Genomic DNA, 17,521 nt, shown 5'->3' with positions numbered 1-17,521 from the left:
AAATTCGGAGATAAGTTGACGGGTTATCGTGCCGGAAATGGTGTTGAGGTTCGAAATGGACCTCAAAAGACATCACTGGAAATTATTTTTACCCATTTTACGGCATCGGTCACGAGTCCTTGCCGGTAGTCTTTATTGATAGCCTTGTCGCTCAGGGTTACCCGGGCATTTATTGAAAAATCGAATATGCCCAAGGATACCCAAGTTCCTTTTTCCTTTTTGCTCAAAGAGATGATAACTTCTTGCTCTTTTTTACCGTCGAAAACGGTATAGGAACGTAATATCTTTAGATTTTCTGGTACACCAATGGTAAAAGAATCTAAGTCACCGAATTCCGTGTAGTAAAAGAATACCTCGTGTTTTCCCTTTTGCGGGAAGGTGACGTTCCACACCACTTTTTGTTTTCCGGAACTCACACTTTTAAAGTATGCACTTTTCACGGGGACGCCATAAAAATGGTTAGTAGGCAACCAAGTATCTTCCATGAAAAATTCATGATATTTTTCCCGTTTTTTTCTTTTCGGAATAAAGAGGTGATAAAACTCTCCGGTTTTACCACCTTGAACCCTGGATCTTCGTTATCCACGATAATTTCATTTGCGTTCTTGTCAGCGGGGAACATCGATGCGTCTAATTTAAAGACCCCGGTGGTCGTGTCCACGTTGGCGTTTCCCATGTCTTTTGTTTTGAAACGTACAGTAGCGGTAATGTTTTGAGCCAAAGGTTTTTGCGGGATGTGTCCATTATATTGCTGTCCCCGGGCCCGTATTTCCCTTCCCTCGTGTGGTAGGATAATCCACCCTTTGTGTTCTCCCGTCTTGATTAGTCCGGGCACCTCACTCCAGTTAAATACCTTGAAGCTATACAAACTATAGGGGGGCTGTTTCTGTGATCTTCATGATCCGTACATCCCGCACATCGAGCAGGGCATCTTTTAAACTCTTGCCGTTTAGGTACTCTGTGGCCAGGTAATCGTCCATCGGGGATGAATTATTGTCTTTGAAATCTCCACGTGACACGTCGGTTAAAATATCGTGAACGATCGGGTATTTCCGAGAGGAAATAAACATTGTTTTTCCGCTGAACATAGGTTTCACGTCATAACTGCTGTTCTGCTTGATAAATTCAATATCCAGGTTTAACCAGAAAATTGCTATATCTCTTTCTGTCATTTCTTTAGTAGGTTCTAAAGAACGAATAAAAATACTGACCTTGTTTATAAAGATCAGTATTTTATTGTAATGGTAGGACGGAAAGTTACTTTATCTCTTTTTCTTTTAAAAGGTCCCGGATTTCTGTTAATAACTGGATATCGGCAGGAGGAGCGGGAGGTGTTGCGGGAGCTTCTTCTTTCTTTTGAGATAGCTTGCTGATTACCTTTATAAGGATAAATATAGAAAAGGCAATGATTATAAAGTCTATGACTACCTGTATAAAATTGCCGTAAGTTAAGGCTACTTCCGGGGAGATCATTTGCCCGTTATCGATGACAGCCTGTTTTAAGACTATCTTCAAATGGGAAAAGTTGACCCCTCCCAATGCCAATCCGATGGCAGGCATTAAAATATCGCCGACCAACGAGGATACTATTTTGCCAAAGGCACCTCCGATGATGATACCGACAGCCATATCCACCACATTTCCACGCATGGCAAAAGCTTTGAATTCTTGTAATACTTTTTTCATTTCGTTTTGTTTTTAGATGTTATTCATGTATATCGTATGTATGTTTTATTTTGTTCTACTTAAATGATGCGGGATTACTGAAAACAGCATGATTTTTAACCGACAAATTATTTTTCCGGTTCATATGATTTTCCCAAATTCTTCCTGTCGTATATTATATGATTTGATCCGTGTATATACAAGCATTATGAGCTTTTGAAAGGAGGTAAAGAGCCGGAAAATCTCCTTCTCCACGGACAATATGTTCCATGATCTCCTTTTTTTCGGGGTCGAGGATAGGAACTAAAATATGTTTTCCTTGCAAAATGAGAGGGCCGGTCATGCTAATTCGTTTTTGTCCGGTGGCAGGATGCTGGGATACCGCATAACAACGGCGGTCCGTCAACAAGTTGGACGACTCCGGGAAGATGGAAGCCGTATGGCCGTCCGTACCGACACCGAGAATGATACAGTTGAAACGGGGAAGATCGGAATATCCGGGGAGTTCCCACTTAACCATTTCCGAGTAACGTTCCGCCTCGATATTGGGATCTTGTTCTCCCCAAATACGGTGAATGTGGTCTATGGGAATTTCCAAAGGATGGAAAAGAAGTTGTTCGGCGTGCTTGAAGTTACTTTCATCATCATCCGGGGCCACGCATCTCTCGTCTACCCAATAGAAACGAAGAATATCCCAGGGAATACGTTCTTTGTATTCTTTTGTCCATATTTTGAATAATGTTTGTGCCGTTTTGCCGCCGGATAACGCGATATGAAACGGATTTACCCGGCTTTGTCCGATGATAGAGATGAGTTTTTCACTCAGTGAACGTAAGGCCTCTTCAGCTGTAGTTAAAGTTTCTATTTTCATGTTCAATACGATTTATTTACATGATTTGAGTAATGCAAGTTATGTTTTATTCGTGATTAAAACAAGGGTTGTTACATCTTTATGCATTAAAATGACCTGTTGCCGAATGGAAATAGTAGGTTGGTAACGTTAACTTTTTGATTTATCAATCGTATAAGAAAATTAAAATATGATATATAAACAAAAGAACATCGATTAATGTGAATCATTGTCAAATTCAAAATTTATTTGTCAAAAAGATTTTTTTTGAGAATAATATTTCTTAATTTTGAATGTAATTAATATGAAAAAATGAGAAAGATATTGTTGAAATATGTCTCGCTGTTCATGCTTCTCTTCCTGTTTGGCACGGAACTATTCGGTTTGGAGTCCGATAGTCGGGGTGTCGTGGGGAATGAAGTATGTGTAGAAGGGGAGAAGGATGATTCAACGCTTTCGACCGCAGAAATAGACCACGGTTGGGCCATAGAGCGATCTCTCGTTTTTTCTCAACAAGAAATTTCTTTTAGTGGTAATCGGGAACATATATCTCTATTATACTATCGGAATATTCAACTTTCTTCTTTAAAAATAGATGTAGCTTTATCGGAGAAAATTCTTTCACAAGAGAATTTTAATACTCTTCTTGAACTACGACACCAAGAAGGTTTCTATGTCTATCAGCTTTGTAAAATAATAATTTAGCCTACCGTTATTTCTCTGTTCTGACCGATTTGCATTTAGAGGGTCAGGTGTAAAGGGTAATGAATGGATGGGTTGATAAGGTTCATTCCGGAACAGGTTTCCCCGGGCATTGATACCTCATCCGGGTATCAAATTGTATCCCCTATGCTTGTGGGTAATTGTAATTGGCATTTCGTGTATTGGAGAGAAAACGGAGGGTCCCGTTTCTGTATTTCACGAAGGGTAACTGTTTTATGTTTTTTAATAAGTAATTATACCATGGAAAAGAAGAAGTTACGCAGGGAATTGGTCCTGCAAAAGTTATATCCGTTTCTCGTGATGGGAGTTGTCTTTGGGTTGGTTTTTTTAGCGTTATATCTGGCATTGTAATATATAAAATTTGAAATTATGAAAAAGAGTGAAAATATAAATAAAGGAAAAAGGAATTTTGGAATATCCGCGTTTCCGATTATTGTTCTTTGTTTTGCTTTGGCTTTGGTCATCTATCATTTCGTGTTCGGTAATCCTGCAAATTTTGTGAACAATGATCCGAATAATCATCCCTTACCTGGAAATTTGTTAGGAACTATTTATAAAGGAGGTATAATCGTTCCTGTGATTCAGACTCTATTATTTACCGTATTGACATTAAGTGTGGAACGTTTTTTTGCTTTGCGCAAGGCAAGGGGTAAAAATGATTTGAAACAGTTTGTAATAAGAGTGAAGCAATCTCTGGCGGATGGAGATATCGAGGGGGTAAAATCATTGTGTGATGAACAGAAAGGAGCCGTTGCTAACGTAATACGGGCATCCTTGGTCACTTATGCCGATGTGAAGGCGAACGATAAAATGCTTAAGGAGGAGAAACAGTTGGCCGTGAGAAAAGACCTGGAAGAGGCGACGATGCTGGAGTTACCTACCATGGAACAGAATTTACCCGTTATCGCGACGATAACCACGTTAGGGACCTTGATGGGGTTGTTGGGAACCGTCATCGGCATGATCAAATCGTTTGCGGCTTTATCGTCTGCCGGGGGAACGGATTCCATTGCGCTTTCAACAGGTATCTCGGAAGCTTTGGTAAATACGGCTTTTGGTATAGCCACGGGAGCTTGTGCGGTTATCGCTTATAACTTTTACACGAGTAAAATAGATGGCATTACGCATAGTATTGATGAAATAGGGGCTTATATCGTGCAAACTTTTGCCGTTCGCGAATCGCAAGTGAACGTTTTGAAAAAGACGGGAAATCGGGTCGCTCCGACGACCGATCCGCTTTTAGCATAAATGAATACGAAAACCGTTAAAATGAATGGGTGATGAGTCAGAAAATAAAAAAGAAATCGACACTTATCGATATGACGGCCATGAGCGATGTGACGGTCTTATTGTTGACATTCTTTATGCTGACATCCACTTTTATCCAGAAGGAGCCCGTGAAGGTTGCTCCTCCGCAGTCCGTATCGGAAATAAAGATACCGGAAAACAATATTGTATCCATATTGATCGAATCGAATGGAAAGGTATTTATGGGTTTGGATAAACCTCAGGATCGGATGGAAGTTTTAAAGAAAATGGGAGAAAATTATCATATCGCTTTTACTGATCAGGAGTTGAAAAAATTTAGTTTGAATACTTCTTTTGGGGTTCCTATTCAAGGAATGAAACAATTTCTTGCGTTATCTCCGGAAGAGCAGGATAAGCTGATCATGAATTACGGCATACCGTGTGACAGTACGGATAATCAATTTAAGACCTGGATGCAATGCGTGCGGGAAGTAAATAAAGAGTTAGTCATTGCGATTAAGGCGGATCAAAGTACTCCTTATCCTTTGATTAAAGATATCATGAATACCCTTCAGGATCTAAGAGAGAATCGGTATAATTTGATTACCAATTTGAAGAATGCACCTGAAGTCTGAGCAATTTTAAAATAAAAAATTATGGCAGAGATTCAACAAAAAGAGGAGGGTGGCAGAAAAAAGGGTAAACAGAAAAAGTTCAACATTCATGTGGATTTTACACCCATGGTGGATATGAATATGTTACTGATTACTTTTTTCATGCTATGTACCTCCATGAGTAAACCTCAGACAATGGAAATCAGTATGCCTCGGAAGGATTTATTGAATGAACAGGAGCAAAATAAAGTGAAAGCTTCTAAGGCCATAACGATTTTATTAGGGAAAGAGGGTAAGGTATATTATTACGTGGGGGAGCCGAATTATGATGATCCCGATTTGTTGAAAGAGACGGATTTTTCTTCCAACGGATTACGTGCTTTATTGTTGGGACGTAATCGGTTCGTGGTTCAAAAGATTCGGGAGCTGAAACAGAAAAGAGCCAACCTGGAGATTACGAATGAAGAGTATATGAAGCAGTCTTCAGAGATCCGGAAAGATAAAGATTCTCCCGTGGTATTGATTAAAGCGACAGATTTTGCCAGTTATAAGAATCTGATAGATGCTTTGGACGAGATGCAGATTTGCAATATAGGGCGTTACGCTATTATGGATATTACTCCCGGCGATTTGCGTTTATTGCAGGATTTGACGCATGATGGGTATGCGGAAGATTTGAAAGAAGTTGTTCGTTATGTAGAATTAAAACAATAGGTTATGGCGAAAGATTTGGATGTAACCTGCGGAGAATGGTGTGATCTGATCTTCGAAGGAAAAAATAAAGAGTACGGGGCTTACGTGCTTCGTAAGAGTTCTTCCAGACGCCATATTACGGCATACCTGATTATTATCGGGTTGATCGTGTTGTTTATGGTATTGCCGATTTTTATTCGTTTTTTAACACCGGTGAAGGCTCAGGAGAAAATGGTTACGGTAACTGAGTTGTCGAATTTGAAGATGGAATTACCGGAGGTAAAGGAAGAAAATAAGGTGGTTGCGGTAAATGTCCCGCCTCCTCCCACGTTGAAGAGCACGATAAAATTTACGGCTCCGGTAATTAAAAAAGATGAAGAGGTGAGGGAGGAAGACGAGTTGAAAACTCAGGAGGAAGTAACTCAGGCGAAGATGGCGATCTCGATAGCGGACGTAAAGGGAAACGATGAGGAGTCCGGAAAGGATATTGCCGATTTGGAGGATCATAAATTAGTCGTGAATGATGAAGATGCTGTTTTCCAGGTGGTCGAACAGAGTCCGACATTTCCCGGTGGGATGAAAGCTTTGTTGAAATGGCTCGGTAAAGAGATTCATTATCCGCCGGTAGCAGAAGAGATGGGAATTTCCGGTAAGGTAATCGTTCAGTTCGTGATCGGAAAGGACGGGAGTGTCAGGGATGTCGAGGTGTTGCGTTCCGTGGATGCAGATTTGGATAAGGAAGCCATACGGGTAGTTAAGAAAATGCCGAAATGGATTCCCGGAAAACAACAAGGTGTGCCTGTTTCTGTACGATTCACGTTGCCGATCACGTTTAAAATTCAACGGTGATTTATGAAAAAATGGAGTAACTATACCGGGTTCGTTTTTGTTTTGCTGCTGATGGTTGCCTGTAAAGGCAACTCGTCGGCGGGACAGGAAACCTTGTTTAGCGGCGTAATGTCCATAGCTGTCGACCAAACTCTTGCTCCGCTTGCGGAGGAGGAGATAGCCGTTTTCGAATCGCGATACCAATACGCGGGAATACTACCTGAATATACGAATGAAGTAGAAGCGATCAATCTTTTATTGAAGGATAGCGTGCGTTTTGTTATAGCAACCCGTCCTTTATCGGGGGAGGAAACGGAATCGTTTCATAGCCGTAAATTTTTCCCGCGATCGATAAAAATCGCCACGGACGGGATTGCCTTGATCGTACATAGACAAAATGCCGATTCGATTGTCAATTTGGATATGTTACAACAGATCTTTTCAGGAAAAGTGACGGATTGGAAAGAGCTCCCTTCCCGTTCCGCATCGGGAGAGATCCAGGTCGTATTTGATCACCCGAATTCCAGTACGGTTCGATACGTGATCGATTCCATATGCCGGGGAGAACCGTTGTCCGGTCGTTGCCGGGCAGTCGGGACGAATCAGCGAGTCATAGATTATGTCGCACGTACACCGGGTGCTTTAGGGGTAATCGGGGTTAATTGGATTAGCGAAGACCAGGACTCTCTTTGCAAAGATTTTAGGAAGGATATTCAGGTTATGCGTGTTAGTCGTTCTCGACAACCTTCTTGTCAAAACAGTTATCAACCTTACCAGTATTATCTCTATACCGGTCAATATCCGTTGAGAAGAGATATCTATATTTTGTTGAATGATCCCAAGGGGGTTTTACCGACCGGATTGACCTCCTTCATTACGGGAGCTCAGGGCCAGAGAATTATTTTGAAGGCCGGATTGTTACCGGCCACGATGCCTGTGAATATCGTGGATATAAGAAGTGAATTGTGAAATTGATGGATAAAAAAATGTAAAGTCATGGACTCGATAAAATTGATAGGATGTATAGGTTTGTTATTTGCCGGATTATGCGGAAAGGCGGCGGACAATAAAGAGGGTATTGAGTTATATCAATCAGGGATGTATGATGTCTCTAAAATCTATTTTTTGAAAAATTTGGAAACCATAGTTCCGGAACAAAAGATGGAGGCGTATTATTATTTGGGTGAAAATTACGTGATGTTAGGGCAAATCGATTCCGCGCGAATTTATTTCGAAAAGGGGATGGAAATTCAACCGGAATATCCTTATAATCGTATAGGGATTGGCATGTTAAAATTGAAAGAGGCGGAGGAAGAGGCGGAGGATATTTTTAAAGAAGTTCTTAAAACCAAAGGATATAAAAAAGATGTCCGTTTACAGGTGGCGTTGGCCCGGGCTTATTATTATGCCGGTAATAGGGAAAAAGCGATGGAATATATACAACAAGCCAAGGAGTATGATGCTGAAAGCGGATTACCCTATTTATTGGAGGGAGATATTTTGACAAAAGAGGGCCGTATCGGAGAGGCTTGTGCAAAATACGACATGGTTCTTTATTTTTCTCCGGATTGCATAGGAGCTTACCTCAAATTGGCTCGGTTATATATGACGGCCAATTCATCGCTTTCAAAGGAAAACTTGAATCACGTGAAGGAGATGGCTCCTGACTTTTGCGGAACGTATGGTCTGCTTGGCGAGCTGTATGAGATGTCCGGCGACTATAGTAATGCGGCGAAGTATTATGGCGAATTTATTCGTTGCGGGTATAGCGATTCGGGTCATAGGTTACGTTATGCGGGAATCCTTTATTTTAACAAACAATACGAAGAGATGTTTCCGGTAATCAATTCGGTCTTAAAAGAGTTGCCGGATAATAAAGTGGCCAAGAGGTTGTATGCTTATTGTCTATCGAAACTGGAGACGGATGCCAACGGGATAGATGCTATCCGGCATTTTATGGAAACGACTTCCGAAAATGAATGTATCGCGCAGGATTTTTTGTGCTATGCCGAGCAATTAGCATCAGTAGAACGTTATGATGATGCTCTCTCTTATTACGAAAAAGCATTGCTTAAGGATGAGACGAAAAGAGAGCTTTACCGGGAGATGATGGATATATGTATAAAAACAAGGCAACCGGATCGGGCCATTCGTTATTACCGAAAATATACGGAAACGACGGATAACTGCGAACCCGGGGATGTGTTGCGATTGGGAAAATGTTTTTATGACGTGGCATGTCGGGACTCCGTTGCGGAATCTCGAAATAGAGAGTTGATGGTAGCTGATTCTTTATTCCATATCGTGAGCGAAGAGGTGCCGCAAAGTTATGTCGGCTATTTTTGGCGTGCCCGGGCGAATTCCATGTTAGATCCGGAGACGGCAAAAGGTTTGGCCCGTCCTTATTATGAAAAAGTAATTGAAATTGCTTTGGGACAGCCGGAACGTAATAAAAAAGAGCTGATAGAGAGTTATAAATATTTGGGGTACTATTATTATTTGCAAGCGGATGCCGTTACGGCTAAGAATAATGGCAATCCCTTACCGGCTAAAACGGAATATGATACTGCAAAATCCTATTTTTATAAAGTGATCGGGCTCGATCCTTCGGATGAGGTTGCCAAGCAAGCATTGGAACAGATCAAGTAGAATCCTGCCAGGAAAACGGTAGGCAATAAAAGATGTCTTTTTCTCCTGATCTAAAGATTGCCTCCGTTTTCCGATTCTACGCGGCCTGTGGTGGGTTGCGTTGGAAGATATGGCTTTTTATTTGAAATATGTTGTAATAATTCAAAATTGGCATTATCTTTGATAGTGTATGAGTAGTTATGCAAAGATTGATTTGGATTATATTGATTTTATCGGTGTCCCTGAGTGTCGGGGCAAAACCTTTCCAGAAAGCTATTTATGAGGGAGAGGAGGAAATTTCAATTGTTTCCGAGGATTGTCAGACGAGTTTTTCTTTGCCTGTAACAGTTGATAAATTAATGAATGTTTACGATTGGATAGGAAATTCGTTTGTTTTGACGCCTACTGTTGATTTGCCTGCTGAATCCGAGTTTCAAAAGGGCAAACGGTCTGATCCTTTTGCGAGGAGTAACCGTCAAACGATGATCGCTTTTTTGAGATGTACCGACAGTTACCGGAAGATAGGGGGGTATTTATTCGAGCGGCATATACAAGGATTTTATATCTATATGTTGAGTAAAATGATTATTTAGTTCTATTTGAGCCTATTAAATAGAGGATATTCCTGCCTTGTAATGTTAACGGTATTAGAATAATAACTTTTTTAGTTGAAATACGTTAACATATTGTTCTGAAGTTTAGAGATTTTAAATTGATGTTATGATACAGAAAATTGGGTATGTTACACAGGTAATCGGACCTGTTGTCGATGTTATCTTCGAAAATAAAGAAGGCGAATTACCACCGATTTATGAAGCGTTGGAGATTGAAAGAGATAACGGGCATAAGTTGATCGTGGAGGTTGAACAACACGTCGGAGAAAATACCGTACGTTGTGTTGCTATGGATACGACGGACGGTTTGTACCGGGGAATGAAAGCTATTGATTTGGGTAGGACTTTAACGATGCCTGTAGGGCGACAAATAAAAGGACGTTTGCTGAATGTCACGGGTGATGCCATTGATTACTTGGCTCCTTTAGACTATTCGGAAACGCTTTCTATCCATAGAGAGGCTCCTAAATTTGAAGATTTATCGATTAAGGAAGAATTTTTGTTTACGGGCATTAAGGTTATTGATTTGTTGGAACCTTACGCTAAAGGGGGAAAGATCGGATTGTTCGGCGGAGCGGGTGTGGGAAAAACGGTATTAATCATGGAGATGATCAATAATATAGCGAAGGGACATAATGGTTATTCTGTTTTTGCGGGAGTTGGGGAACGAACGCGGGAGGGAAACGATCTGTTACGGGAAATGATAGCATCGGGAGTTATTGACTATGGCGAAAAGTTTAAGAATGAGATGGAGGAGGGGAAATGGGATCTGAAGAGTGTGGATATGGAAAAAGTGAATCATTCTCAGGCGACTTTGGTTTTCGGACAAATGAATGAACCTCCCGGAGCTCGTTTAAGGGTAGCTCTCTCCGGATTGACGGTAGCGGAAATGTTTAGGGATTCAAACGAGGGAGGACGTGAAATCTTATTTTTCATTGACAATATATTTCGTTTTACTCAAGCAGGGTCCGAGGTTTCGGCCTTGTTGGGGCGGATGCCCTCTGCCGTGGGGTATCAGCCGACGTTGGCTTCCGAGATGGGTAAATTGCAAGAGCGGATTACATCTACAAAAAACGGATCGATCACTTCCATTCAGGCTATTTACGTTCCCGCGGACGATTTAACGGATCCGGCCCCGGCAACTACGTTTAATTTTTTGGATGCCACGACCGTATTAAGTCGTAAGATTACGGAATTGGGTATTTACCCTGCTGTTGATCCCTTGGAGTCCAGTTCTCGTATTTTGGATCCGAATATTGTAGGTGAAGAACATTATAATGTGGCTCAGCGGGTAATAGAGTTGTTGCAGCATTACAATGAATTACAGGATATTATTGCTATTTTGGGCGTGGACGAACTTTCGGATTCGGATAAAATTGTTGTCAACCGGGCGAGGCGGGCACAAAGGTTTCTTTCTCAGCCATTCCACGTTGCGGAACAATTTACGGGAATACCGGGAGTGATGGTTCCCCTGGAGGAAACCATTCGAGGCTTTAAGATGATTCTGGACGGTGATATGGATGAATATCCGGAACAAGCATTTATGAATGTGGGAACTATCGATGATGTGATAAAGAAAGGAAAAGAGATGATGGCAGCGGCCGAGAAGTAGAGGTTTTGTCGAGTAGAAAGGAGGGTATTATGAAATTGAAAATTATTTCTCCGGAAAAAGTAGTATATAAAGGCGAGGTGGAACGGGTCTCTTTGCCGGGAAGTCTGGGATTTTTTACCGTTTTAAAGGATCATGCTCCCTTGGTCTCCTCGTTGGTTGAAGGAAAAATTGTTTATTTAGAAGCAGAAGGAGAGAAAGAGATGGAGATCGAAAGCGGAGTGGTGGAAGTGCGAGATAACGAAGTGATTATTTGTATCGGTTAAGGTTATGAAAAAATGGATTACATATTTCGTGATGCTGTTTTTGTTTGCAGGGGGTATGAAGGTATATGCCCGCGAGAATCCGGAAGTACCGAACGATACTTTGGGAATCGCATCAAGAATGAGTACGGGCGATGAGATCGATCAGGAAGGAAAGAAAGATGTTTTCCAGCCTAAAAAGGTTATTTTTGAGCATTTGGGAGATACGTACGGGTGGGAAATTGCCAGCAATCTGAAATTACCTTTGCCTGTTATTGTAAGAGATGATACGGGTAAATGGCATGTATTCAGTTCGAAGCATATTGAGAAGGGAAAAAAACACGAGGGCTTTTATGTTGCCGGAGAAGGAAAATACGAGAATAAGGTAGTAGGCGAGGACGTTTCGGGTAATTTGTATCGGCCGATGGATTTTTCTATCACGAGAAATGTGATGTCGATTATTCTGACAGCCCTTTTAACCCTGTGGATGGCTTTTGCTTTGGTTCGTTTTTATAAACGAAAGAGATGGAAAGCTCCTCGTAAGATATTGGGATTCATTGAGATGATTATTGAGATGCTGTATCGGGAAGTTATTGTCGGGATACTGGGAGAAGAAGCTAAGCGTTATGCCTCTTATTTGTTGACCGTATTTTTCTTTATTTTCATAGCCAATATAGTGGGGATGATTGCCGTTTTTCCCGGGGGAGCTAATGTGACCGGAAATCTCTCGATTACGTTGGTATTGGCTTTATGTACTTTTGTTATCGTGAATGTATCGGGAACGAGGAGGTATTGGAAAGACGTTTTTTGGCCGGATGTACCGACTTGGCTGAAGTTTCCTCTTCCGATCATGCCTTTGATTGAAATATTCGGGGTATTCACGAAACCGGCCGCTCTGATGATCCGGCTTTTCGCCAATATGCTGGGAGGGCATTTGATTATCATTATTTTGATATCGTTGATATTCCTGTTCGGGGCCATGGGAAGCCTTGTGGTGGGTACGACGACAGTTTTATCCGTTTTTTTTGCCGTGTTTATGGATTTGATTCACGTGTTGATCGCTTTTATTCAGGCTTATGTGTTTATGATGCTTTCAGCCTTGTTTATAGGATTAGCCCGGGTAAAAAAGAGCAGTGACGAATGATCGAATGAAAACAGTTATGGGGTTGTGAAACGATAGATGAAATTAAGAATAAATTAAAAATGAAAAGGTTATGTTAAGTATGATTTTATTAGAAGCAGTAGCCAGCGTTGGTTTGGCAAAGATCGGAGCAGCAATTGGAGCGGGTATTGCGGCAATAGGGGCCGGTATAGGAATTGGAAAAATAGGTTCTTCTGCCATGGATGCCATCGCTCGTCAACCGGAATCAACCAATAAGATCAGAACCAATATGATTGTTATTGCCGCTTTGGTGGAGGGAGTTGCCCTATTTGCGATTATTGTTTGTTTATTGGCTTTATTTGTATAAACGTTAGATTATGTCGTTATTTACACCGGAATTCGGGTTGGCGTTTTGGATGCTGGTTGTTTTTTTGATCCTGTTGGGTATTCTCGGAAAGTTCGCTTGGCCGGTGATCATAAAAAACATGGAGGAACGGGCTGCTTTTATTGATAAAGGCGTGGAGTTCACCCGGGAAGCTCAAAAGGACAGGGAACAGGCGAAAGTCGATGCCCAAAAGTTGCTTGCCGAAGCGCAAAAGCAGCAATTGGAGGTGTTACAGCAAACAGAACGACTGAAACGGGAAAAAATAGAAGAGGCTCGTCAAGAAGCGGATAAGGAGGCTCGTCGGGTGGTGGAGGCGGCAAAATTGGCTGTAGAACAATCGAAGCGGGAAGCTGAATTGCAAATGCGAAGGCAAGTGGGGATACTTTCTCTTCAGATTGCGGAAAAGTTGGTACGAAGAGATTTGTCTACCGATAAGGCTCAGATGGAAATCATCGATAAGTTATTGAACGAGTTAGAGAATAAAGAGTAAAAAGCATGGATGAAGGATTGATTGCACGTAGATATGCGAAGGCCCTATTCCGGTACGCGCAAAGTTTAGGAGTGGAAGAGTTGGTCTATGATAAGATGAAATTATTTCAGGCAAACTATATCTCTCATCCGGATTTGCAAAAGGCTTTGCTGAATCCGATGTTATCGGTTGATGATAAGATACAACTTTTGTCGACAGCGATCGGGATAGAGCCGGGACAAGCTTATTTGAGGGCCATTCGGTTGCTGATCAAAAATCACCGGGAGATGTATATGAGATCGATTTGTCTGATGTATCAGAAACTTTATAGAGAGGCTTACGGTATAATACGGGTAAAAGTGGTTACTGCAACCGATCTGAAGGAAGAAGGATTGGAGAGAATCAAGGCATTTGTGAGAAAACATACGGATAAAACGATCGAGTTCGTGCATAAAATAGATCCGGCCATTATAGGGGGATTTATATTAGTAATCGGAACCCGTCAGTTGGATGCTTCATTGCTCAGGGAATTAAAGGATATTCGTTTGGGACTTTTGAAATAGAAATTAATTTTTAAGTGAAAAGTTATGATTAAAGCGGATGAAATTTCAGATATATTAGAGATGCAACTTAAGGAGGTGGACACCAGAATGGCTTTTGAAGAGGTGGGGACGGTAATGGAGGTCGGTGACGGAGTTGCTCACGTGTTCGGATTGGATAACGTGCGTTCCAACGAGCTGATCGAGTTTGAAAACGGGGTACTGGGAGTGGCTATGAATCTGGAAGAGGATAATGTCGGGGTCATACTGATGGATGCGGGAGATAAGGTAAAAGAGAATTTCACGGTAAAGCGTACCGGTAATATAGCCTCTATCAAGGTAGGAGAGGGATTGTTAGGGCGAGTGGTGAATACGTTAGGCGAACCGATCGACGGGGCCGGCCCAATTCAGGGTGATTTAGTCCAACTGCCTTTGGAGCGGAAAGCCCCGGGGGTTATTTATCGTCAGCCGGTGAAGGAACCTCTGCAAACCGGGATTAAAGCGGTCGACTCCATGGTTCCCATCGGTCGAGGACAACGGGAGTTGATAATAGGCGATAGGCAGACAGGAAAGACAACGATAGCAATAGATACCATATTGAATCAACGAAAGAATTTCGATAAGGGAGATCCTGTCTATTGTATCTATGTGGCGGTCGGACAGAAGGCTTCTTCTGTTGCCATGTTGGTAAATACGTTACGGGAACGCGGAGCCTTGGAGTATACGATCGTATTAGCTGCCAATGCATCGGATTCGGCGGCGATGCGTTATTACGCTCCTTTCGCGGGGGCGACTATCGGAGAGTTTTTCCGGGATAGTGGCCGTCATGCTCTTGTCGTGTATGATGATCTTTCCAAACAGGCTGTGGCTTATCGTGAGATCTCGTTGATTTTACGCCGTCCTTCCGGACGGGAGGCTTATCCTGGTGATATTTTTTATTTGCATTCCAGGCTATTGGAGCGGGCCGCACGAATTATTTCGAATGATGAGGTGGCTGCCACTATGAATGATTTGCCGGATGCGTTGAAACCTCATATTAAGGGAGGTGGGTCTTTGACGGCCTTGCCCATTATCGAAACTCAGGCCGGTGATGTCTCCGCTTATATTCCTACGAATGTGATTTCGATAACGGACGGACAAATATTTTTAGAGTCCGGTTTATTTAATGAAGGAGTGCGACCAGCTATCAATGTGGGGGTTTCTGTTTCCCGCGTGGGGGGGAATGCACAAATAAAATCTATGAAAAAAATAGCGGGGACATTGAAAATCGATCAGGCCCAGTACCGGGAGTTAGAGGCTTTTGCTAAATTTGGCGGGGATATGGATTCGGTGACGGCTATGGTTATCGACAAGGGACGTAAAAATGCACAACTGTTGATACAGCCTGCTTATTCTCCTATGCCCGTGGAGGAAGAAGTGGCTGTCATATTTTGTGGTACGCAAGCTTTGTTGAAGGGGGTTCCCTTGAAGAATATAGCTGAGTTCGAGAAATTCTTTTTGGAAATTTTGCGATCCAGATACCGGAGAGAAGTACTGGATAAATTACGAGACGGTATTTTGGACGATTCTGTTACTGTTTTGCTGAAAGAGGTTGCAACGGATGTAGCTCAAAAATTTAAGGAATAAACGACATGGCGACGACGCGAGAATTAAAAGGAAGAATTAATTCTGTACATTCTTCTCAAAAAATAACGGGGGCGATGAAAATGATCTCATCGGCGAGGTTACGGAAAGCAGAAAATGCTTTGTATAATACTCGCCCCTATTTAGAACAATTGCAACGTCTTTTGGATCGCATTGCGGGTACGTGCGATTACATTTCTCCATGGAGTATTGAACGGTCCGTGGAAAAAGTTGCCGTTGTCGTTTTCGGGTCGGACGAGGGACTTTGTGGTTCCTTTAACCTCATGTTGTATAAAAAATTGCAGGAAGAATTATTGGATAGGGAGAAGGGAAAAAAGGTAGAGGTGTACCCTGTCGGGAAAAAGATTTTGACGGAAGTGAAACGTACGGCAGGTATCGAAATAAAAGAGATTCCCGAATTGACAGTGCAGAAAGAGCATTCGAACGTTATGTTGTCTTTAGCCGATGAACTGATGTATCGTTTCCTGAAGAAGGAAGTTGATCGGGTGGATATCATATACGCTCATTACAAGAGTATCGGTTCCCAGGAAATGACTTGCTTTCAGCTTTTACCCTGGAAAGGGAAAGAGCTTGAAAAACTTTCGGTCACGGAACAAAATAGAATATATATTTATGAGCCGGATTGCGTTTCCATTTTGGATACGGTCTACCCGTTGACGATTCGATCCGCTTTGTATCGGGCTTTTTTGGAGAACCAGACGTCCGAGCAGGCGGCCCGAATTCTTTCCATGCAAATGGCTAATGATAATGCGATTAAGTTACTGGGAAATTTGCAGTTGGAATACAACAAACTTCGACAACAAGGGATAACGACAGAACTATTGGATATTGCCGGAGGCGTCGTAGAGTGATTTTGGGATATGTTCCGGATAATCCGCATCGATCAAGGTTGATATCTGCCAGTCTTTGGTTAACGAAAGAGCCGAGCGATCTAAAAAGAGATCCAAGTGAGCGTTATCTTCCTGTAGAATGAATTTGGCCGCGTAATCATCGACTAAATTGGAATCGATTAATATTTCTTTTACGATGGGGGCTTTTTCCGCTCCGGTGATATATAGGCTGATATCACGGGCATGAAGCGTGGGGTTACCGGTTAAGGCTATTCGTTTTTGTCCGGTTTCCGGTTGAAAAGCTACGGCGTAATTTTCTTGACAATGGAGAACGGGTTCTTCTCCCGGAAAGACGGAGGAAGTATGTCCGTCATTACCAACACCGACTATAACCATATCGAAAACGGGGATACCGTCTTTGGACGGTAATTGGTCTTTTACCAATTGCGAATAGCGGCAGGCTTCTTCTTCCGGGTCGGCTTCCCCGCGGATACGGAAGATTTGAGATGCGGATAGAGGAATACGGTCTAAAAGCAGCCGTTTTACCAATCCGTAATTACTTGCCGGATGGGTCGGTGGTACGCAGATTTCGTCTACCCAGTAGAGGCAGACACGCTCCCATGGAATATCTTTTCTGTATTTTCCCGCTAAGGCATTATAAAACGGGATGGGGGTATTGCCGCCAGGTATGGCTAAATGGAAAGTCCCCTCTTTTTCTTTCATCTTTTCCATCAGTTTCCGACATAATGCGTGAGCCGTTTTTCGAGGCGAAGAATATACGTGCAATTTCATTTTCCTGTCAATTGGTTTATTCGTTGTACGTTTACGGCTTTATTTT

The 17,521-nt window shown here is 42.1% G+C and carries 21 protein-coding genes and 1 pseudogene; 16 read left to right on the top strand and 6 right to left on the bottom strand.

Annotation, left to right across the window (positions count from 1 at the left end; genetic code table 11):
• Positions 1-62 precede the first annotated feature (62 nt).
• The 5 genes from DMB45_RS08145 to pgl (DMB45_RS08125) all read right to left on the bottom strand — a co-directional run bounded on the left by DMB45_RS08145 (position 63) and on the right by pgl (DMB45_RS08125) (position 2,536).
• Positions 63-485, bottom strand: a complete 423-nt coding sequence (locus DMB45_RS08145; RefSeq protein ID WP_146216429.1) for a golvesin C-terminal-like domain-containing protein — start codon at positions 483-485, stop codon at positions 63-65.
• Complete coding sequence (locus DMB45_RS08140) at positions 437-835, bottom strand: hypothetical protein (protein WP_110688642.1); 399 nt, start codon at positions 833-835, stop codon at positions 437-439. The genes DMB45_RS08145 and DMB45_RS08140 overlap by 49 nt, the downstream gene beginning before the upstream one ends.
• A 34-nt stretch (positions 836-869) precedes the next feature.
• On the bottom strand, positions 870-1,172 hold the full coding sequence (locus tag DMB45_RS08135) for a hypothetical protein (RefSeq protein ID WP_110688641.1): 303 nt from the start codon (positions 1,170-1,172) through the stop codon (positions 870-872).
• 85 nt (positions 1,173-1,257) lie between these two features.
• Positions 1,258-1,686, bottom strand: coding sequence for a large-conductance mechanosensitive channel protein MscL (mscL, locus tag DMB45_RS08130; protein ID WP_041502130.1), 429 nt, complete (start codon positions 1,684-1,686; stop codon positions 1,258-1,260).
• A gap of 154 nt (positions 1,687-1,840) precedes the next feature.
• Entirely contained in the window at positions 1,841-2,536 is a 696-nt protein-coding gene (gene pgl, locus DMB45_RS08125; protein WP_041502129.1) for a 6-phosphogluconolactonase, read from the bottom strand.
• Positions 2,537-2,827: 291 nt separating this feature from the next.
• On the opposite strand from pgl (DMB45_RS08125), the gene DMB45_RS08120 reads away from it, so the two are divergent.
• The 16 genes and pseudogenes from DMB45_RS08120 to atpG all read left to right on the top strand — a co-directional run bounded on the left by DMB45_RS08120 (position 2,828) and on the right by atpG (position 16,704).
• Entirely contained in the window at positions 2,828-3,220 is a 393-nt protein-coding gene (locus DMB45_RS08120) for a hypothetical protein (RefSeq protein ID WP_041502128.1), read from the top strand.
• A 387-nt stretch (positions 3,221-3,607) separates the two neighbouring features.
• Positions 3,608-4,408, top strand: a pseudogene (locus DMB45_RS08110) (MotA/TolQ/ExbB proton channel family protein); the annotation flags it as partial.
• A gap of 110 nt (positions 4,409-4,518) precedes the next feature.
• Positions 4,519-5,121 (top strand): ExbD/TolR family protein, encoded by a 603-nt coding sequence (locus tag DMB45_RS08105; protein ID WP_041502126.1) that lies wholly within the window; start codon positions 4,519-4,521, stop codon positions 5,119-5,121.
• Between the two features lie 21 nt (positions 5,122-5,142).
• On the top strand, positions 5,143-5,814 hold the full coding sequence (locus tag DMB45_RS08100) for an ExbD/TolR family protein (protein ID WP_041502125.1): 672 nt from the start codon (positions 5,143-5,145) through the stop codon (positions 5,812-5,814).
• A 3-nt stretch (positions 5,815-5,817) separates the two neighbouring features.
• Positions 5,818-6,642: an energy transducer TonB gene (locus tag DMB45_RS08095; RefSeq protein ID WP_041502124.1), complete on the top strand. Its 825-nt coding sequence runs from the start codon at positions 5,818-5,820 to the stop codon at positions 6,640-6,642.
• A 3-nt stretch (positions 6,643-6,645) separates the two neighbouring features.
• Positions 6,646-7,590 carry a PstS family phosphate ABC transporter substrate-binding protein gene (locus DMB45_RS08090; protein ID WP_181416502.1) on the top strand — a complete coding sequence of 315 codons (945 nt, stop codon included), beginning with the start codon at positions 6,646-6,648 and terminating at the stop codon, positions 7,588-7,590.
• A 27-nt stretch (positions 7,591-7,617) separates the two neighbouring features.
• A complete protein-coding gene (locus DMB45_RS08085; protein WP_041502122.1) occupies positions 7,618-9,270 on the top strand; it encodes a tetratricopeptide repeat protein in 1,653 nt (550 codons plus the stop codon).
• 179 nt (positions 9,271-9,449) lie between these two features.
• A complete protein-coding gene (locus DMB45_RS08080) occupies positions 9,450-9,842 on the top strand; it encodes a hypothetical protein (RefSeq protein ID WP_041502121.1) in 393 nt (130 codons plus the stop codon).
• 127 nt (positions 9,843-9,969) lie between these two features.
• The gene (gene atpD, locus DMB45_RS08075) at positions 9,970-11,475 is read left to right on the top strand and encodes a F0F1 ATP synthase subunit beta (protein ID WP_041502120.1); all 1,506 of its coding nucleotides are present in this window, start codon (positions 9,970-9,972) and stop codon (positions 11,473-11,475) included.
• 26 nt (positions 11,476-11,501) lie between these two features.
• A complete protein-coding gene (gene atpC / locus DMB45_RS08070) occupies positions 11,502-11,738 on the top strand; it encodes an ATP synthase F1 subunit epsilon (protein ID WP_041502223.1) in 237 nt (78 codons plus the stop codon).
• Positions 11,739-11,742: 4 nt separating this feature from the next.
• Positions 11,743-12,858 (top strand): F0F1 ATP synthase subunit A, encoded by a 1,116-nt coding sequence (gene atpB / locus DMB45_RS08065; protein WP_082027553.1) that lies wholly within the window; start codon positions 11,743-11,745, stop codon positions 12,856-12,858.
• Between the two features lie 70 nt (positions 12,859-12,928).
• The gene (gene atpE, locus DMB45_RS08060; protein WP_041502119.1) at positions 12,929-13,183 is read left to right on the top strand and encodes an ATP synthase F0 subunit C; all 255 of its coding nucleotides are present in this window, start codon (positions 12,929-12,931) and stop codon (positions 13,181-13,183) included.
• Between the two features lie 10 nt (positions 13,184-13,193).
• Entirely contained in the window at positions 13,194-13,691 is a 498-nt protein-coding gene (gene atpF, locus DMB45_RS08055) for a F0F1 ATP synthase subunit B (protein ID WP_041502118.1), read from the top strand.
• Positions 13,692-13,696: 5 nt separating this feature from the next.
• Positions 13,697-14,233: a F0F1 ATP synthase subunit delta gene (locus tag DMB45_RS08050; RefSeq protein ID WP_041502117.1), complete on the top strand. Its 537-nt coding sequence runs from the start codon at positions 13,697-13,699 to the stop codon at positions 14,231-14,233.
• Positions 14,234-14,257: 24 nt separating this feature from the next.
• A complete protein-coding gene (gene atpA / locus DMB45_RS08045; RefSeq protein WP_041502116.1) occupies positions 14,258-15,835 on the top strand; it encodes a F0F1 ATP synthase subunit alpha in 1,578 nt (525 codons plus the stop codon).
• Between the two features lie 5 nt (positions 15,836-15,840).
• A complete protein-coding gene (gene atpG, locus DMB45_RS08040) occupies positions 15,841-16,704 on the top strand; it encodes an ATP synthase F1 subunit gamma (protein WP_041505394.1) in 864 nt (287 codons plus the stop codon).
• Here atpG and pgl (DMB45_RS08035) read toward each other — a convergent pair.
• Entirely contained in the window at positions 16,672-17,475 is an 804-nt protein-coding gene (pgl, locus tag DMB45_RS08035) for a 6-phosphogluconolactonase (protein WP_052634348.1), read from the bottom strand. The two genes, atpG and pgl (DMB45_RS08035), sit on opposite strands and share 33 nt — an antisense overlap.
• Between the last annotated feature and the right edge of the window lie 46 nt (positions 17,476-17,521).

Source organism: Sanguibacteroides justesenii, from assembly GCF_003204205.1.
GTDB classification, from domain to species: Bacteria; Bacteroidota; Bacteroidia; order Bacteroidales; family Marinifilaceae; genus Gabonibacter; species Gabonibacter massiliensis.
This window is presented reverse-complemented; position numbering and strand designations above follow the sequence as displayed.

What these genes read in the sequence shown, in the direction of transcription:
- pgl (WP_041502129.1), bottom strand. Translation starts at nt 2,536, where the DNA reads ATGAAAATAGAAACTTTAACTACAGCTGAAGAGGCCTTACGTTCACTG.
- atpD (WP_041502120.1), top strand. Translation starts at nt 9,970, where the DNA reads ATGATACAGAAAATTGGGTATGTTACACAGGTAATCGGACCTGTTGTC.
- DMB45_RS08105 (WP_041502126.1), top strand. Translation starts at nt 4,519, where the DNA reads ATGAGTCAGAAAATAAAAAAGAAATCGACACTTATCGATATGACGGCC.
- DMB45_RS08085 (WP_041502122.1), top strand. Translation starts at nt 7,618, where the DNA reads ATGGACTCGATAAAATTGATAGGATGTATAGGTTTGTTATTTGCCGGA.
- DMB45_RS08095 (WP_041502124.1), top strand. Translation starts at nt 5,818, where the DNA reads ATGGCGAAAGATTTGGATGTAACCTGCGGAGAATGGTGTGATCTGATC.
- atpA (WP_041502116.1), top strand. Translation starts at nt 14,258, where the DNA reads ATGATTAAAGCGGATGAAATTTCAGATATATTAGAGATGCAACTTAAG.
- pgl (WP_052634348.1), bottom strand. Translation starts at nt 17,475, where the DNA reads ATGAAATTGCACGTATATTCTTCGCCTCGAAAAACGGCTCACGCATTA.
- atpE (WP_041502119.1), top strand. Translation starts at nt 12,929, where the DNA reads ATGTTAAGTATGATTTTATTAGAAGCAGTAGCCAGCGTTGGTTTGGCA.
- atpG (WP_041505394.1), top strand. Translation starts at nt 15,841, where the DNA reads ATGGCGACGACGCGAGAATTAAAAGGAAGAATTAATTCTGTACATTCT.
- atpB (WP_082027553.1), top strand. Translation starts at nt 11,743, where the DNA reads ATGAAAAAATGGATTACATATTTCGTGATGCTGTTTTTGTTTGCAGGG.
- mscL (WP_041502130.1), bottom strand. Translation starts at nt 1,686, where the DNA reads ATGAAAAAAGTATTACAAGAATTCAAAGCTTTTGCCATGCGTGGAAAT.
- DMB45_RS08090 (WP_181416502.1), top strand. Translation starts at nt 6,646, where the DNA reads ATGAAAAAATGGAGTAACTATACCGGGTTCGTTTTTGTTTTGCTGCTG.
- DMB45_RS08050 (WP_041502117.1), top strand. Translation starts at nt 13,697, where the DNA reads ATGGATGAAGGATTGATTGCACGTAGATATGCGAAGGCCCTATTCCGG.
- DMB45_RS08145 (WP_146216429.1), bottom strand. Translation starts at nt 485, where the DNA reads ATGGAAGATACTTGGTTGCCTACTAACCATTTTTATGGCGTCCCCGTG.
- DMB45_RS08080 (WP_041502121.1), top strand. Translation starts at nt 9,450, where the DNA reads ATGCAAAGATTGATTTGGATTATATTGATTTTATCGGTGTCCCTGAGT.
- DMB45_RS08100 (WP_041502125.1), top strand. Translation starts at nt 5,143, where the DNA reads ATGGCAGAGATTCAACAAAAAGAGGAGGGTGGCAGAAAAAAGGGTAAA.
- atpF (WP_041502118.1), top strand. Translation starts at nt 13,194, where the DNA reads ATGTCGTTATTTACACCGGAATTCGGGTTGGCGTTTTGGATGCTGGTT.
- DMB45_RS08135 (WP_110688641.1), bottom strand. Translation starts at nt 1,172, where the DNA reads ATGACAGAAAGAGATATAGCAATTTTCTGGTTAAACCTGGATATTGAA.
- DMB45_RS08120 (WP_041502128.1), top strand. Translation starts at nt 2,828, where the DNA reads ATGAGAAAGATATTGTTGAAATATGTCTCGCTGTTCATGCTTCTCTTC.